This is a genomic window from Flavobacterium sp. U410 (assembly GCF_053570605.1).
In genome coordinates, this window is record NZ_JBSEFI010000028.1 from 1 (window position 1) to 15757 (window position 15757).

Below are 15757 nucleotides of genomic sequence, written 5' to 3' on the forward strand. Positions count from 1 at the left end.
AAATGCTTTTACAACTAGTAAATACAATACTTTAAGCGCTTTACTTTTACTGAAAAACATGCACAATTTGGCAATTTTTGCTCTTTTTTGAGGCTAAAAACCAGACTTTTTTCTAGTATTTTTAAGAACGTTTTGTTGTTCAAATTTATAAATAAATTATTTCAAAAAATTAGAATAGTAATTTTTTTTAGAATTTTGAAGAATATGCTATGACGATTGAAAAACATTAATAAATAAAAAAATCCGCTTAACGTTGCGGACTTATTGGAATAAATATTTCATATTTTTCAGAAACTTTTTCCCAATTGATATAATTGAAAAAAGAATTGATATAGTTTTTTTTGCTAGGCTTTTCATTTAAGAGATAAGCATGTTCCCAAAGATCTAAACAGAGTAGAGGAGTGCCTTTCGTTGCGCTGTGCTGCATCAAAGGATTTTCTTCGTTCAGGGTAGTTACAATTTCTAATTTTTGATTGTTATTTACAATAAGCCAAACCCAATTGGAACCAATTGTAGCAATACTTTTCTCAATAAATTGGTTTTTGAAATTAGCAAAAGAACCAAAGTCTCTAACAATAGCTGCTTCTAAATCAGTAGAACGCTTACTGTCTTTTTTAGGTGTTAGATTTTCAAAGAATAAAGTGTGATTATAAAATCCTCCTGCTGTATGAAGAAAAGTTTTATCCTCAGGATTTATTTCTCTGCAAATTTGGCTTACTTTTTTAGTTTCCCAATTTTTCTCTGTTACCCATTTGTTTAAATTATTGGTAAAATTCAAATACACTCGAGTATAATGAAATTCAAACGTTTTTCCATCTATAAAATCAGGAAAATCTTCAAAAGTATAGTCGATAGAAGTTAGTTTAAATGGAAGTCCTGTTGCTTTAAAGTCATTTGGATTGGCAAATTTAGTCTGTACAATAACTTCCGGTTCAGGAATTTGTACTTCTTCCAAATGATTGTTTTCTATACAAGAACACATTGCTAAAAGAGAAACTAAAGCAAGAGCATTTTTTTTCATAATAAACCTCTTTCTCGCATTAATTCGTTGATAATATCAATATATTGTTGTTTTGCCTCTTCAATGCTAAGATGCTTAACCTGCATCCATGCATTCAATTTAAAAGCATTGCGCAAGTCTTCACTTAAATCATTATTGTCATTATTAGTAGAAGACGCATTTATTCTTCCTGAAGTGGCATGCTTGTAAAGAGCATATAAAACCAATTGTACGTTTTGAGGTACCGATTCTTTAGGAACTAAATTGGCATTTTCAAATGCTTCGTCAAATAAAGTATCTAAATCTTTTAAACTCATTCTATTTTTTACAAATAACAGTTTTTGCTCCTATGGCTTTTTGTCCCAATTTTACATCAACTGGGGTGCCCAAAGGTAAATAAATATCAACACGTGAGCCAAATTTAATAAAACCGGCATCTTTTCCTTGAGTAGCACGCATGCCTTCTTCGGCATAATTTACGATTCTTCTCGCCAGAGCACCGGCAATTTGACGGTACATTACTTCTCCGTACACTCTATTATTAACAACAACAGTTGTTCTTTCATTTTCCTCACTGGCTTTCGGATGCCAAGCCACTAAGTATTTTCCTGGATGATATTTGCTATATTTTACTACTCCGTTTACAGGATATCTTGTTACGTGAACATTTAAAGGTGACATAAATATGGAAACCATCAAACGTTTGTCTTTGAAATATTCGGGTTCAAAAACTTCTTCAATAACCACCACTTTTCCATCAACTGGAGCCAAAATATGATTGTCGCTGTTGTCGACTTCTCTTTTAGGGTTTCTGAAGAATTGCAGAATCAAAATTAAAAACACAATAGCCAATAGAATTAAGCTATTTCTAAGCCATTGCAAAGTGATGAAGTAATCACTTAAAAAAATGATAGCTACAGTTAAAATGACTGCTCCAAGGATGATTTTTCCGCCTTCTTTATGAAACATAACTCCTTAAAAGATTTAAAGTTAAATAAAATAAATATATAAATGGTACAACAAAGATAATACTATCTAAGCGATCTAGTATGCCTCCGTGACCGGGCATTATTTTTCCGCTGTCTTTTACTCCTGCAATTCTTTTAAACTTGGACTCAATCAGATCGCCTAAAGTACTGAAAATACTAACAATTAGCGCTATGATAATCCAGAAGTAAAATTGCTCAGTTTTAATATAATATTTTGCCAGTAAATAACCACTGACTAGAGAAAATACTATTCCGCCAATAAAGCCTTCTATCGTTTTTTTAGGTGAAATACTGGGAAGTAATTTTAGCTTTCCGAAGTTTTTACCTACTAAGTAAGCGAAAGTGTCGTTAGTCCAAATAAGGACAATAATGGAAATTAATATTTTAGGATTATAGCCTTTTACGCCTAAAGGAACTTTGGTGAGCAAAACAAAAGGGAAAATAATGTAACCAAATAAAAAGTAATATTTTGAGAAAATAGATAACTCTTTAGCGTTTTCATTGAATAAGAACCGAATCAGTCGTAAGGAAATAGCAATGGTAAATCCGGTAATGATTGAATCTAAAATAGGATTGAATCGGGTATTGTAAAAAAAACTATAAATAAAAGTGGCTAATAATAAAGGAAGCCATTTTGAAATAGAAACTAGTTTACAGAATTCATAAACAGCAACAAGCAAAAAAAATCCAAATAGCAAATAGAAACTTTCTTCTGAGTACAAAACGCAACTTAAAAGCAGAGTAACATAAATGACACCTGTGATGCCTCTTTTTAAAGTTTCATTCATCCTAAAGATCTTCTAAAAGAAGCAGATACAAGTTTTTATGGCAACTTCCATAATGTAAAAAATCTTGTTCTTTTACTTCTTCAAAGTATTTAATAGTTGTAATGTTAGACGGGTATTCTCGATCGTATTTTTGTTTAATACCTCTTAAACCATCACTTTTATTAGCTACAATCTGACTAGTAGTGGCTAAAACAACCATGTTAGTTGGTAATTCTGTTGGTTTAAAATGTTTAAACTGATTGGAAGAGAATAGAATTGAACCTTCATCAGCAATGAGATTTTCACAAGAGGATAAGATGAATTCGGGGGTCTTTGGGGTGTTGTGAGGAAGCTTATTTTCGTCTAATAAATAGTTTAAACGATTATCAAAACACATGGCTTCTTTTTCAAACCAATCGTTTTCTTCCAGAATGTTCATGAAATTTTCACTAACTTCTTCCAAGTTTTCACAATAGATAAATTTTCCGCCATTTTTTTTAAAATGCATGATAAACATTTCATCAATAGGTAAATTCACCTCAGGAGTGTAAGGACTTTTTTCAGTTTCATTTTCCTTATTACTCTTAGATGTATCGCTTGATGTACCAAAAATTTTTCTAAAAAGACTCATTAATTTTTAGAGGGAATGTTTTATTCTTGTGAAGTGTCAAAGATAAAAAAATCTTGATTCAAAGAATAGCCTGAATCAAGATTTTTTTAAAAAATATAACTTTATTTTATATTATTCTGATTTTTCTGTGCTTTCAGAAGTGTTATCTACTCGGCTATTAATATCAGTCTCAGCAGAGTGTATTTCTTTTTCAAAAGGTCTTTTTCCAAAAATATTTTCCAAATCATCTTTAAATATCACCTCGCGATCAATTAAAATATCAGCAAGTTCTATTAATTTGTCTTTATTTTCAGTAAGAATAGCAATTGCTCTTTGGTATTGTCCTTCGATTACCTCTGAAATTTCTTTGTCAATCACTTGAGCGGTTTCTTCAGAATACGGTTTTGAAAAATTATAATCACTTTGTCCTGACGAATCATAATATGTGATATTTCCCAATTTATCGTTCAATCCGTAAATGGTAACCATGGCACGAGCTTGTTTGGTTACTTTTTCTAAATCACTTAGAGCTCCGGTTGAAATTTTATCGAAAACTACTTTTTCTGCAGCACGACCACCCATGGTAGCACACATTTCGTCTAACATTTGTTCTGGTCTAACAATTAAGCGCTCTTCCGGTAAATACCAAGCAGCACCCAAACTTTGACCTCTAGGAACAATAGTCACTTTTACTAACGGAGCGGCATATTGTAGCATCCAACTTACAGTTGCATGACCTGCTTCGTGAATGGCAATAGCACGTTTTTCATCCGGAGTAACAATTTTGTTTTTCTTTTCTAAACCACCAATAATTCTATCAACAGCGTCAAGAAAATCTTGTTTACCGACGGCTTTTTTATCTTTACGAGCAGCAATCAAGGCAGCTTCGTTACAAACATTAGCAATATCGGCACCGGAAAAACCAGGTGTTTGTTTTGCTAAAAATTCGCTATCAATATCTTCTGCTTTTTTGATTGGTTTCAAGTGAACTTCAAAAATTTCTTTACGTTCTCTGATGTCCGGAAGGTCAACATATATTTGACGATCAAAACGCCCGGCACGTAATAGAGCTTTATCTAAAATGTCAGCTCGGTTTGTTGCCGCTAATACAATTACATTTGTATTCGTTCCGAAACCGTCCATTTCTGTTAGTAACTGGTTTAGTGTGTTCTCTCTTTCGTCGTTAGAACCTGACATATTGTTTTTTCCTCTGGCACGACCTACAGCGTCAATTTCGTCAATGAAAATGATAGAAGGTGATTTTTCTTTCGCTTGTTTGAATAAGTCACGAACGCGTGATGCTCCGACACCTACAAACATTTCCACGAAATCAGAACCTGAAAGTGAGAAGAAAGGAACTTTGGCTTCGCCGGCAACAGCTTTTGCCAATAAGGTTTTTCCTGTTCCCGGAGGTCCGACTAATAATGCCCCTTTAGGAATTTTACCTCCAATAGAAGTGTATTTTTCTGGGTTCTTTAAGAACTCAACAATTTCTTGGATTTCTTCTTTAGCACCTTCTAGACCGGCAACATTAGCAAACGTAACTTTTACATCGTTCTTTTCATCAAAAAGTTTAGCCTTCGACTTTCCGATGCTGAAGATTTGACCTCCGCCTCCTCCGGCACCACCAGACATTCTACGCATCATGAATAACCACAAACCGCCAATCAATAAGAATGGTAATAATATAGAGAGTAATTCTCCCCACATGCTTTCCGGTTCTTTAGTGTATTCGGAAATTTTATGCTCGTCTAAAGCCTTTTTCAACGTTTCCTGAAAATCTTTTAAATCACCGATTTCTGTAATATAATGAGGTCCTTTAACATTTAGTTTGTTAAAAACATCCTTGCTAACTAATTTGTGAATTGTATCCTTAAGAGCTGCTTCTTTTAGATAGATTGTAGCTTTGCTATTAGTAAAACTAACTTTGTCAACCTGATTAGAATCTAAATATTGGTAGAACTTAGACAATGAAATAGGTCTTGGGTTACTAAAATTTAATCCGTTACTAAAAACAGAAATAAGAATAAAGAGACTAATAAAGAGACCGTAGAAAACCCACGGATTTATCTTAAAATTAAATCCCTGATTGTTATTATTTTTTTTATTGTTGTCTGCCATGATTAATATTTGCTTTCGATTGAAGTTATTTTTGCATCACCCCACAAACTTTCAATGTTGTAATATTCTCTAATGTGTTTTTGAAATACATGAATTACAATGTTTACATAATCCATTAATACCCACTCAGCATTTTCCATACCTTCAACGTGCCAGGGTTTTTCTTTTAACTCTTTAGAAACAACTTTTTGAATGGAGTTTGCAATTGCCGCAACTTGCGTATTGGAGTTACCGTTACAAATAATAAAATAATCGCAAACGGTGTTTTCTATTTCTCTTAAATCTAAAATATCGATATCGGCTCCTTTTACATCTTCAATGCCTTTTAAAATGGCTGCCAATAAATCGTCGTTACTATAATTTTGCTTCGTCATTTAAAATTTTTAAGTTTATGCAAAGTTATCATTTTTTGTATTTATTTTTGAAACTTAACATAAGATTAAAATAAAATCTTTACTTTTTGTATCCGATGAATATCATCAAACTCAATGCCACAGCTTCAACAAATACCTTCTTAAAGGAGTTAATCATAGAAACTAACCTAGAAAATCTGACCGTTGTCACTACCCGAAATCAGTTTCAGGGAAAAGGACAAAGAGGGAATGGATGGCAAGCTGAGGAGGGTAAAAACCTGACATTCAGTGTGTTTTTAAAAGATTTTATAAGTCGGTACAATGATTTGTTCTTGTTGAATATCATAGTTCCGCTTTGCATTTTAAAAGCGTTAAAAAAAATGACGGTTTCTGATGTGAGTATAAAATGGCCTAATGACATTTTGTCGGGAAATAAGAAAGTTGCAGGTATTTTAGTGGAGAATCTCTTTAAAGGAAATGGAGAAGTGTATTCTATTATTGGAGTCGGGCTGAATGTAAATCAGGAAAAATTTGAAAATCTGCCACAAGCTTCGTCTTTAAAAAATGTTACAGGTCAAGAATTTGTTATTGAAGATGTCTTAGATGCAATTCTAAAAGAAATGACCGTTTTTTTCTCAGAAGATTGTAGTGTAGATGAAGAAGAAATTTGGAATGAATATCACAAGTTTTTGTTTCGAAAAGGGATTCCGACAGTTTTTGAGACGCCCAATCAGCGTAAATTCATGGGAATAATCCTTGAAGTAAACCGAGAAGGGAAGCTGTGTATTCAATTAGAAGACGATTCTATTCGAACTTTCGATTTAAAAGAAGTGAAGATGTATTATTAATGCAAGCAAATCTTAAAACTTAGTAAAGCTTTGTTAAATTACCTGCATTTATTTTGTTTTTGAGTACATTTGCATCCTGACTAACTTTTCGAATTTCTCCAAAATGGATAAAAAAATATTTTCCTTTTTATTTTCTACTCGATTAATGGCTGTTTTATTTTTAGTTTTTGCAGCAGCCATGGCAGCAGGAACTTTTATTGAAGACGCTTACAATACGGATACTGCAAGAATTATTATTTACAACAGTTGGTGGTTTGAAACCATTATGGTACTTTTTGTAATCAATTTTATTGGAAACATTAAAAGATATCAATTATATAAAAGAGAAAAGTGGGCAACACTTTTATTACATTTGTCTTTCATCTTTATTTTAGTCGGAGCATTTATTACGCGTTACATCAGTTACGAAGGAATGATGCCTATTCGCGAAGGAGAAACGGAAAACCGCGTGTATTCGGATAAGCCTTTTTTAATAGCTTTTGTTGATGGCGATTATAAAGGTGAAATGAAACGTAAAACGTTTGAAAAACCACTTTATCTTTCTCCGGTAACCAATAATAATTTTACCATTAAGGGTGAATTCAGTGATATTCCGTTTACCATTGAATATGACAATTACATCATGAATGGAACTGAAATCATCGAAGAAGATGAAAACGGAGAATTGTTTATCAAAATGGTGGAATCCGGTGGAGGAAGCCGTCACGAACACTTTTTGAAGGAAGGTGATGTGCAAAATATTCACAATGTGTTATTTGCTTTTAATAAACCTACTAGCGGAGCTATTAATATTTCACTTCAAAATGGAGCTTATTTCATCCAATCGCCTTTTGAAGGAGATTTTATGCGAATGGCAGACCAATTTAAAGATAAAGTAGTCAAAGATACCACTCAAGTGTTGTTTTTACGTTCATTGTATAACTTGGGTGGAGCGCAATTTGTGTTTCCGGAATTGGCTAAAAAAGGAAAAATTGCCTATAAATCAAATGGTGATTTCAAAGATAAACAGTCAGATGATGTCTTGATGGTAAAAGTGAAATCGCAAGGAAAAGAAGAAAAATTCACTTTAGTAGGTTCACGTGGAAAAATGGGAATGCCTCAAACTGTCACTATTGGCGATTTAGATTTTACGCTTTTCTTTGGAAGTAAAGTGTATGAGTTACCATTTTCCATCAAATTAGAAGATTTTATTGCCGATAAATATCCGGGAACCGAAAAAAGTTATTCGGCTTACAAAAGTAAATTGGAAATTATCGATCAAGAAGATAGTAAAGTTTTTAAAGACAGTGTTTTCATGAACCATATTTTGGATTACAAAGGATTCCGTTTCTTCCAGGCAGGTTTTGATCCGGATGAAAAGGGAACAAATCTTTCGGTAAATCACGATTTTTGGGGAACTTGGTTAACATATATAGGTTATTTCTTGCTGTATTTTGGTTTGATGATGATCTTATTCGATAAAAACACTCGTTTTGGCGATTTAAAGCGAAAAATTCAAAAACTCAAAGAGAAAAAGAAAACTTTAGCTATCATAGCTGTTTCTTTCTTTACATTAGGAATGCAAGCTCAAGACTCGCACGATCATGCGCCTAATGATGAAACGAAAGTTTTAGAGTTTTTAAATAAATTTAAAGTATCACAAGAACATGCCGATGCTTTCGGTAAAATTGTAGTTCAGGATCAAGGCGGAAGAATGAAGCCTATCAATACTTTTGCTTCTGAATTGTTACGTAAAGTTCATCAAAGCGATAATTATAAAGGAATGGATGCCGATCAAGCATTTATTTCCATGACGCAGTTTCCGCAATATTGGTTTTCATTACCAGTGGTTTATTTGAAAAGAGGAAACGATAGTATTCGTAAGATTATAGGTGTTCCAAAAGAAGCGAAATATGCGTCGTTAATTGATTTCTTTGACGATAAAGGGAATTATAAATTGTCATCCTATTTAGATGTTGCTTATAGAGAACCGGTACCAAATCAATTCCAAAAGGATTTTATTGATGCCGATAGGAAAGTAAACTTGTTGCATTCTGCTTTAAGTGGCGATATTTTAAAAGTGTTTCCTGTTCCCAATGATGCCAACAACAAATGGGTTTCTTATTTAGAAGTGAGCGAACCAACAGGAACACAGTTAGATTCAATTAAAAACATTATTCCGTTTTATTTAGATGCTGTTAGTAAATCGGCAGTTTCTAAAGATTACAAATTACCCAATAGCTTATTAACCGGTCTAAAAGAATACCAAAAGCGTTTTGGAGGTAATGTGATGCTTTCTGATAAAAAAATAGAAACAGAGGTACTATACAACAAATATGACATCTTTAAAAAGCTACATTATTACTATATGTTAGCCGGGATTTTGATGTTGTTTTTTACCATTTTACAGCTATTTTCTACCAAAAGATGGGTAAACATGGGAGTTAATATGTTCCATGTATTTATTGCGATTTGTTTTGCGTTGCATACTGCGGGGTTAATTGCACGTTGGTATATTTCAGGGCACGCACCGTGGAGTAATGCTTACGAAAGTATGATTTATGTAGGTTGGGCCACTATGCTTTTCGGGTTGTTGTTCGGCAATAAATCAAAAATGGCAGTAGGAGCAACAGCTTTCGTAGCATCTATGATTTTAATGGTGGCACACTGGAGTTGGTTAGATCCCGAAATTGGAAACTTACAACCGGTATTAAATTCCTATTGGTTAATGATTCACGTAGCAGTCATTGTAGGAAGCTATGGGCCGTTTACTTTAGGTATGGTTTTAGGTTTAACAGCATTGTTCTTGATGATTTTTACGAATGAAAAAAATAAAGTCAAAACCAAATTAGCGATTGATGAACTAAGTTATATCAACGAAATGGCATTAACTATAGGTTTGGTCATGTTGACAATTGGTAACTTCTTAGGTGGACAATGGGCTAACGAAAGTTGGGGACGTTATTGGGGTTGGGATCCGAAAGAAACTTGGGCATTGATCAGTATTATGGTGTATGCTTTTGTAATTCATGCGCGTTTAGTTCCGGGATTAAGAGGAAGATGGGCATATAATTTCATGAGTGTATTAGCCTTTGCATCGATTGTAATGACCTACGTTGGAGTAAATTTTCACTTAAGCGGACTACATTCTTACGCTTCCGGAGAACGCCAAAACGTAACCTATTATTTCTACATTCTTACAGTAGTCATTATAATAGCCTTGTTAGCCTTGATGAAATATCGAAAATATTTAAAAAAATAAGAATACAGAAAAAGACAGCGTAGCAGTTGTCTTTTTTGTTTTATGAGCTTTTTTAGTTATTCTATTTTTAAGTAATGACGAAAAACTTAGTGATCTTAGTGCTTTCTTGGTGTACTTTGTGGTTAAAAAACTTCAAAATTCGTTTTTCAACATTCAACGTTCGTTATTTATAATTGAGACTTTGATAAAAAGATTATGAGATTCTTCACTTCGTTCAGAATGACAAAAAAAGAGTTTTTTTGGGTTAAAAATTAACATTTGATTTGGAATTTTTAATTTGAAGGCTTCTTTTTTCTACTGTCAGTAAAACCACTTCGCTTCATTTTACCAACGATTTCTCTTTTCTCTTGGTGTCGCATAACCGTATAATGGTGTTGTACTGTGTTGATAAAACTCAAAATCATTCCAATACCCATGACGATGTAAAAAATAGTAAAAATTTTTCCACCATCCGTTTTCGGAGTAAAATCACCAAAACCAATAGTGGTTAAAGTTACCACTGAAAAATAAAGCGAGTCTAATATTGTCCAGCCTTCTAAATAATGATAAGCAATAGTTCCCACAATAATAATGACCATAGTAGTTATTAATAAATCACGGTATTCATCGTCCTGTAGAAAAGAAATTAGCGTTTTAAAGAAAAACATAAGCTATCATTATTAAATTAAACTTCATTTCTTCACAACTTTTTAAGAGTTGTTTAGTAGGGTAAAATTAAATATTTTGATAAATTTGAGAAAAATAAAGTCATGTTTAGAAAAATAGCTCAATTATTTGTGTTTGGTTTAACCCTAATTGGTTGTAAACAACAAGAAAGTTTAAATAAGAAATTAACAGGACAAAGCGATATGGAAAAAGCATCAATTCATCAGTTTACGGTCGAAGATATTAGTGGAAGTGATTTTAAATTCAGTGATTTAGCAGGTAAAAAAATCATGGTAGTCAATACGGCATCTAAATGTGGTTTAACGCCTCAATATGAACAATTAGAAGAAATTTACGAAAAATACAAAGATCAGAACTTCATTATTGTTGGTTTTCCTGCCAATAATTTCTTAGAACAAGAACCCGGAACCGATTCTGAAATAGCTTCTTTTTGCCAAAGAAATTATGGTGTTTCTTTTCCTATGATGAGTAAAATTTCGGTAAAAGGTGATGATATGCATCCGATCTATCAATTTTTGACTCAAAAAGCTAAAAATGGAGTAGCAGACAGCGAAGTAGAATGGAATTTCCAAAAATATTTATTGAACGAAAAAGGAGAATTAGAAATGATTATTTCGCCTCGTACGTTGCCAAACGATGAAAAAATCATCCATTGGATTGAAGGAAAATAATTCATAATGATGTTGAGTCCAATTATCTCTGCAAGCGAACTATTGAAGCTCACTGCAACAGAAAAAAAACTGTTTATTGCTGATGTTTCCAATCACAAAGAGGCTAAAAGCAATTATGAAAGCAAGCATTTACACGGTGCTGTTTTTGTGGATTTAAATACCCAATTGGCTGATATTAAAACCGATTTGAGTAACGGTGGAAGGCATCCGTTGCCTGAAATTAAAGCTTTTTCAAAAACGTTAGGGCAATTAGGGATTTCCAAGGCGACTCACATTGTGATTTACGATGATAAGAATGGAGCCAATGCTGCAGCTCGCTTTTGGTGGATGCTGAAAGCTGTGGGGCACGAAAAAGTTCAGGTATTAGATGGTGGAATTCAAATGGCAGAAGAACAAGGTTTTACTCTGGATAACCAAAAAGTAATGATTGAGGCTGTAGAAGACTATCCGGTTTCACATTGGCAATTGCCTATCGCTTCAATGGACGAAGTGGAAACTATTAGTCAAAATAAAGATTTTTTGGTTATTGATGTTCGTGAAGAAAGTCGTTACCAAGGTATTGCCGAGCCTATTGATCTAGTAGCGGGACATATTTCGGGAGCGTTTAATGTTCCTTTCGTTAAAAACTTGAGTACTAATGGAACTTTTTTAAGTCCGGAAGTATTAAAACAACAATACATTTCAGTTTTGGAGAATCGACCGTTAGAAAATGTAGTAGTACATTGCGGTTCGGGCGTAACAGCTTGTCACACCTTATTAGCAATGGATTATGCCGGATTAGGAATACCTAAACTCTATGTAGGTTCTTGGAGTGAATGGTCAAGAAATGAAAAAGAAATAGCTACAGGAACAGCCAGTTAAAGCATAATCTGCATAAAAACCGAATGAAGCCAGCGGTCAAATTTATAGCCACTGTCTTTAATGGTTCCCACAATTTCAAAACCCATTTTTTCGTGAAAGAAGATACTTCCGGTATTTTCGGCATCGATAACGCCAATCATAGTGTGAAGTTTTTGTTCGCGTGCCAACATGATTAAGTGTTCTAAAATTCGTTTACCAATGGCTTGTCCCTGGTAATCTTTATGTACATAAACCGAATGTTCTACTGTGAATTTGTAGGCATCTCTAAAACGAAATTCGCTATAATATCCAAAACCAACCACTTCGTTGTTTTTTTCGGCAACCACAATAGGAAAACCTTTGGCTAATTTATCTTCAAAAATGTGTAATTGCGTCGCTAATGTTCGCGGTTCATAGTCATAAATCACCGTAGAATGTAAGATATTATAGTTGATGATGTCTAAAATAGCTTGACAATCGGCCGTAGTGTACTTTCGAATATGCAAAGACATAGCGTAATTATTTATACCGTAAATGTACTAAAAAGCAGGGCAACTTTTGTAAATTTGCTCTTTATACTGCATAAATTATGATGTACCCAAAAATTCCTTTGGCTCAAAGCATTTTAGAGATTTTAAAAAATAAAGGAGTTCAAAATATAGTAATTTCACCGGGTTCCAGAAATGCCCCGTTAACCATTGGTTTTTCCAATAATCCATTTTTTAATTGTTATAGTATTGTTGACGAACGTTGCGCAGCTTTTTTTGCTATGGGAATTGCTCAGCAAAAGAAAGAGCCGGTTGTGGTAGTGTGTACTTCGGGTTCGGCTTTACTCAATTATTATCCGGCGGTGGCTGAAGCTTTTTACAGCCAAATTCCGTTGATTGTATTGAGCGCTGATCGTCCGCATGAAAAAATAGATATTGGTGACGGACAAACCATTCGTCAGGAAAATGTATATGCCAATCATATTTTGTTTAACGCCAATTTATTAGAAGAAGCTTCATTTGAAAACGATACTATAATTTGCGAAGCCATTGATACGGCTGTGCAAAAAAAAGGTCCGGTGCACATCAATGTTCCGTTTGAAGAGCCTTTGTATGATACGGTAGAAGCGCTTTCGGTTTCGCCCAAAATAAGCGTTATTTCAGAACCTAATCGTAGTTTTGAACTTTCTGATGCTGTGGCTGATGTTTGGAACAATAGTACAAAGAAATTAGTTTTAGTAGGGGAGTTGTTTCCTAATGCTATTGAGGAAAAAATAGTAAACTTTTTGGCAAAAGATCCGAGTGTGGTTGTGTTTACCGAAAAGACATCCAATTTACACCATTCGTCTTTTGTGTCCAATATTGATACGATTATTACGCCTTTTACGACGGAAGATTTCGAGAAATTTCAACCAGAACTTTTAGTGACGTTTGGCGGAATGGTGGTTTCGAAACGAATTAAAGCCTTTTTAAGAAAATTTCAACCTAAAAAACATTGGCACATTGATCCATTACGTGCATACGATACGTTTGGCTGTTTGTCAAATCATTTTACGGTTTCGTCAAAATTGTTTTTTAATGAATTAATGACTAAAGCAATAGTTGTAGAGAGTAGTTATAAAACTGAAATTAGTCAAATTCAAGAACAGCGCGCTCAAAAACATTATGAATATGTAAATGCTATTCCTTTTTCAGATTTTAAAGTTTTTGATGTGTTGAGTCAAAAGTTAGCCGGGAAAATGCAATTGCAAGTCAGTAATAGTTCGGCAATACGCTATCTGCAGTTGGTCGATATTCATCCGGAAATCCAAGTGTTCTGCAATAGAGGAACCAGCGGAATTGACGGAAGTACTTCGACAGCCATTGGCGCAGCTACAACTACCGAACTGCCAACAGTTTTACTGACAGGAGATATTAGTTTCTTTTACGACAGCAATGCACTGTGGAATAATTACATTCCTAAGAATTTCAAAATTATTGTAATTAATAACGGCGGTGGCGGAATTTTTAGGATTTTACCAGGTCATAAAGAAACGCCAACATTCAACCGTTATTTTGAAACGTCGCATCAATTAACGGCTCAGCATTTAGCGGCTATGTATGGTTTTGAGTATCAAAAAGCAGCTAATGAAGCGGATTTTACACTTGGTTTAAACCAAATGTTGCAGCAAAACAAGCAACCGCAAATCTTAGAAGTTTTTACACCGGAAAAAGAAAATGACAGTATTTTGAAAGGCTATTTTAAGAAATTGTTATAAAGTAAATAAAGTCTCATATTTTGTGATTCTTTTATTGCGATTTAATTTTTGATTTATTATATTTGAAGAGTTAAACAACTGTAAACTTCTAAAAATATGAGTAAAAGAGATGAATTAATCGTAAAATATGCTGCAGATTTAAAAGATAAATGTGGTGTTACTCCAGATATGGATTTACTTACAAAAGTAACTATTGGTTGTGGCCCATCAATTTATAATGCAGATTCTTCTACTGTTTCTGGTACTGACGACAAAGAATTGGCAACAGTTAAAAATAATTTCTTGATTAAGAAGTTAGGTTTAAAAGATGGACCTGAGTTAGATGCTGCAATTGCAGGTGTAATTGATCAATATGGTAAATCAAATAAAAATAAATACAGAGCAGTGTTTTATTATTTGTTAACAAAACATTTCAAAAAAGAATCTGTTTACAAATAGGATTAATACAAGGCAATTATAGAAAAAAGCTCTTTGAACCACGTTTTACACGTGGTTTTTTTGTAAATGCTTTCTAATTGTTACCTTAGCAAAACTAATTACATTTTTATGATATCAGCCGAACAATTTCAAAAAGAGTTAGATATAATTATTACAAACGCTATTCGAGAGGATGTAGGAGATGGTGATCACAGTTCATTAGCATGTATTCCTGCTTTAGCACAAGGAAAAGCAAAATTATTAGTAAAAGATGAAGGTATTATTGCCGGAGTTGAATTTGCTAAAATGGTCTTCCAATATGTAGATCCTAATTTAAAAGTAGAAACCTTGATGAACGATGGTGATTCAGTAAAATATGGAGATATTGTGTTCACAGTTCACGGAAGTTCACAATCTATTTTAAAAGCCGAACGTTTGGTGTTAAATGCCATGCAGCGCATGAGTGCTATTGCTACAAAAACACGTTTCTTTGCTGATTTATTAACAGGAACAAAAGCTAAAATTTTAGATACGCGCAAAACCACTCCGGGAATTAGAGCTATCGAAAAATGGGCTGTTAAAATTGGCGGAGGTGAAAATCACCGTTTTGCATTGTACGATATGATTATGCTAAAAGATAACCATATTGATTTTGCCGGTGGAATTACTAAAGCTATCGAAAAAACACAGCACTATTTGAAGGATAATCAAAAGGATTTAAAAATTATCGTGGAAGCTAGAGACTTAAACGAAGTGAAAGAGATTTTACAGTCAAAAGGTGTTTTTAGGATTTTGTTAGACAATTTTGATTACGAAATGACCAAAGAAGCTGTAGCGTTAATTGGTAACCAATGTCAAACAGAGTCTTCTGGAAATATTAATGAAAAAACCGTTAGAGCGTATGCTGATTGTGGGGTGAATTATGTTTCATCGGGCGCTTTAACCCATTCAATTTATAATATGGATTTAAGTTTAAAGGCTTTTTAATC

Annotated in this window: 16 protein-coding genes; 7 read left to right on the plus strand and 9 right to left on the minus strand. The window is 33.6% G+C overall.

Annotated features, from left to right (window positions below; genetic code table 11):
• Positions 1–247: 247 nt before the first annotated feature.
• From ACUSJC_RS15270 to rsfS, 7 genes are all read right to left on the minus strand, one after another.
• Positions 248–1021: a superoxide dismutase gene (locus tag ACUSJC_RS15270; RefSeq protein ID WP_449270432.1), complete on the minus strand. Its 774-nt coding sequence runs from the start codon at positions 1019–1021 to the stop codon at positions 248–250.
• Entirely contained in the window at positions 1018–1317 is a 300-nt protein-coding gene (locus ACUSJC_RS15275) for an acyl-CoA-binding protein (protein WP_449270433.1), read from the minus strand. Before ACUSJC_RS15275 ends, ACUSJC_RS15270 begins: the two co-directional genes overlap by 4 nt.
• A 1-nt stretch (position 1318) precedes the next feature.
• Positions 1319–1969, minus strand: a complete 651-nt coding sequence (locus tag ACUSJC_RS15280) for a phosphatidylserine decarboxylase family protein (protein ID WP_449270434.1) — start codon at positions 1967–1969, stop codon at positions 1319–1321.
• Positions 1959–2777, minus strand: a complete 819-nt coding sequence (locus tag ACUSJC_RS15285) for a phosphatidate cytidylyltransferase (RefSeq protein WP_449270435.1) — start codon at positions 2775–2777, stop codon at positions 1959–1961. Before ACUSJC_RS15285 ends, ACUSJC_RS15280 begins: the two co-directional genes overlap by 11 nt.
• A 1-nt stretch (position 2778) precedes the next feature.
• Positions 2779–3387 carry a lactate utilization protein B/C gene (locus ACUSJC_RS15290; protein ID WP_449270436.1) on the minus strand — a complete coding sequence of 203 codons (609 nt, stop codon included), beginning with the start codon at positions 3385–3387 and terminating at the stop codon, positions 2779–2781.
• 111 nt (positions 3388–3498) lie between these two features.
• Entirely contained in the window at positions 3499–5487 is a 1989-nt protein-coding gene (ftsH, locus tag ACUSJC_RS15295) for an ATP-dependent zinc metalloprotease FtsH (RefSeq protein WP_449270437.1), read from the minus strand.
• Positions 5488–5489: 2 nt separating this feature from the next.
• Positions 5490–5861: a ribosome silencing factor gene (rsfS, locus tag ACUSJC_RS15300; RefSeq protein WP_449270438.1), complete on the minus strand. Its 372-nt coding sequence runs from the start codon at positions 5859–5861 to the stop codon at positions 5490–5492.
• A gap of 95 nt (positions 5862–5956) precedes the next feature.
• Between rsfS and ACUSJC_RS15305 the strand changes: the two genes are divergently transcribed.
• Positions 5957–6688, plus strand: a complete 732-nt coding sequence (locus ACUSJC_RS15305) for a biotin--[acetyl-CoA-carboxylase] ligase (RefSeq protein ID WP_449270470.1) — start codon at positions 5957–5959, stop codon at positions 6686–6688.
• A gap of 103 nt (positions 6689–6791) precedes the next feature.
• A complete protein-coding gene (ccsA, locus tag ACUSJC_RS15310; protein WP_449270439.1) occupies positions 6792–9929 on the plus strand; it encodes a cytochrome c biogenesis protein CcsA in 3138 nt (1045 codons plus the stop codon).
• Positions 9930–10201: 272 nt separating this feature from the next.
• On the opposite strand, the gene ACUSJC_RS15315 is transcribed toward ccsA, so the two are convergent.
• Positions 10202–10576, minus strand: a complete 375-nt coding sequence (locus tag ACUSJC_RS15315; protein ID WP_449270440.1) for a potassium channel family protein — start codon at positions 10574–10576, stop codon at positions 10202–10204.
• A 102-nt stretch (positions 10577–10678) separates the two neighbouring features.
• On the opposite strand from ACUSJC_RS15315, the gene ACUSJC_RS15320 reads away from it, so the two are divergent.
• Together ACUSJC_RS15320 and ACUSJC_RS15325 are read left to right on the plus strand one after the other, a co-directional pair.
• Positions 10679–11266: a glutathione peroxidase gene (locus tag ACUSJC_RS15320; RefSeq protein ID WP_449270441.1), complete on the plus strand. Its 588-nt coding sequence runs from the start codon at positions 10679–10681 to the stop codon at positions 11264–11266.
• A 6-nt stretch (positions 11267–11272) separates the two neighbouring features.
• Positions 11273–12127, plus strand: a complete 855-nt coding sequence (locus ACUSJC_RS15325; RefSeq protein ID WP_449270442.1) for a sulfurtransferase — start codon at positions 11273–11275, stop codon at positions 12125–12127.
• Here ACUSJC_RS15325 and ACUSJC_RS15330 read toward each other — a convergent pair.
• On the minus strand, positions 12124–12618 hold the full coding sequence (locus tag ACUSJC_RS15330) for an N-acetyltransferase family protein (RefSeq protein ID WP_449270443.1): 495 nt from the start codon (positions 12616–12618) through the stop codon (positions 12124–12126). The two genes, ACUSJC_RS15325 and ACUSJC_RS15330, sit on opposite strands and share 4 nt — an antisense overlap.
• Positions 12619–12695: 77 nt before the next feature.
• Here ACUSJC_RS15330 and menD point away from each other — a divergent pair, with 77 nt between their 5' ends.
• The 3 genes from menD to nadC all read left to right on the plus strand — a co-directional run bounded on the left by menD (position 12696) and on the right by nadC (position 15755).
• Positions 12696–14351 (plus strand): 2-succinyl-5-enolpyruvyl-6-hydroxy-3-cyclohexene-1-carboxylic-acid synthase, encoded by a 1656-nt coding sequence (gene menD, locus ACUSJC_RS15335; RefSeq protein WP_449270444.1) that lies wholly within the window; start codon positions 12696–12698, stop codon positions 14349–14351.
• Positions 14352–14447: 96 nt separating this feature from the next.
• Complete coding sequence (locus ACUSJC_RS15340) at positions 14448–14789, plus strand: DUF2853 family protein (protein WP_449270445.1); 342 nt, start codon at positions 14448–14450, stop codon at positions 14787–14789.
• A 108-nt stretch (positions 14790–14897) separates the two neighbouring features.
• Positions 14898–15755: a carboxylating nicotinate-nucleotide diphosphorylase gene (gene nadC / locus ACUSJC_RS15345; RefSeq protein WP_449270446.1), complete on the plus strand. Its 858-nt coding sequence runs from the start codon at positions 14898–14900 to the stop codon at positions 15753–15755.
• Positions 15756–15757 lie beyond the last annotated feature (2 nt).

Excerpts from the sequence above, each read along its gene's own strand:
- ACUSJC_RS15270 (WP_449270432.1), bottom strand. The coding sequence starts at position 1,021 with ATGAAAAAAAATGCTCTTGCTTTAGTTTCTCTTTTAGCAATGTGTTCT.
- ACUSJC_RS15275 (WP_449270433.1), bottom strand. The coding sequence starts at position 1,317 with ATGAGTTTAAAAGATTTAGATACTTTATTTGACGAAGCATTTGAAAAT.
- ACUSJC_RS15280 (WP_449270434.1), bottom strand. The coding sequence starts at position 1,969 with ATGTTTCATAAAGAAGGCGGAAAAATCATCCTTGGAGCAGTCATTTTA.
- ACUSJC_RS15285 (WP_449270435.1), bottom strand. The coding sequence starts at position 2,777 with ATGAATGAAACTTTAAAAAGAGGCATCACAGGTGTCATTTATGTTACT.
- ACUSJC_RS15290 (WP_449270436.1), bottom strand. The coding sequence starts at position 3,387 with ATGAGTCTTTTTAGAAAAATTTTTGGTACATCAAGCGATACATCTAAG.
- ftsH (WP_449270437.1), bottom strand. The coding sequence starts at position 5,487 with ATGGCAGACAACAATAAAAAAAATAATAACAATCAGGGATTTAATTTT.
- rsfS (WP_449270438.1), bottom strand. The coding sequence starts at position 5,861 with ATGACGAAGCAAAATTATAGTAACGACGATTTATTGGCAGCCATTTTA.
- ACUSJC_RS15305 (WP_449270470.1), top strand. The coding sequence starts at position 5,957 with ATGAATATCATCAAACTCAATGCCACAGCTTCAACAAATACCTTCTTA.
- ccsA (WP_449270439.1), top strand. The coding sequence starts at position 6,792 with ATGGATAAAAAAATATTTTCCTTTTTATTTTCTACTCGATTAATGGCT.
- ACUSJC_RS15315 (WP_449270440.1), bottom strand. The coding sequence starts at position 10,576 with ATGTTTTTCTTTAAAACGCTAATTTCTTTTCTACAGGACGATGAATAC.
- ACUSJC_RS15320 (WP_449270441.1), top strand. The coding sequence starts at position 10,679 with ATGTTTAGAAAAATAGCTCAATTATTTGTGTTTGGTTTAACCCTAATT.
- ACUSJC_RS15325 (WP_449270442.1), top strand. The coding sequence starts at position 11,273 with ATGATGTTGAGTCCAATTATCTCTGCAAGCGAACTATTGAAGCTCACT.
- ACUSJC_RS15330 (WP_449270443.1), bottom strand. The coding sequence starts at position 12,618 with ATGTCTTTGCATATTCGAAAGTACACTACGGCCGATTGTCAAGCTATT.
- menD (WP_449270444.1), top strand. The coding sequence starts at position 12,696 with ATGATGTACCCAAAAATTCCTTTGGCTCAAAGCATTTTAGAGATTTTA.
- ACUSJC_RS15340 (WP_449270445.1), top strand. The coding sequence starts at position 14,448 with ATGAGTAAAAGAGATGAATTAATCGTAAAATATGCTGCAGATTTAAAA.
- nadC (WP_449270446.1), top strand. The coding sequence starts at position 14,898 with ATGATATCAGCCGAACAATTTCAAAAAGAGTTAGATATAATTATTACA.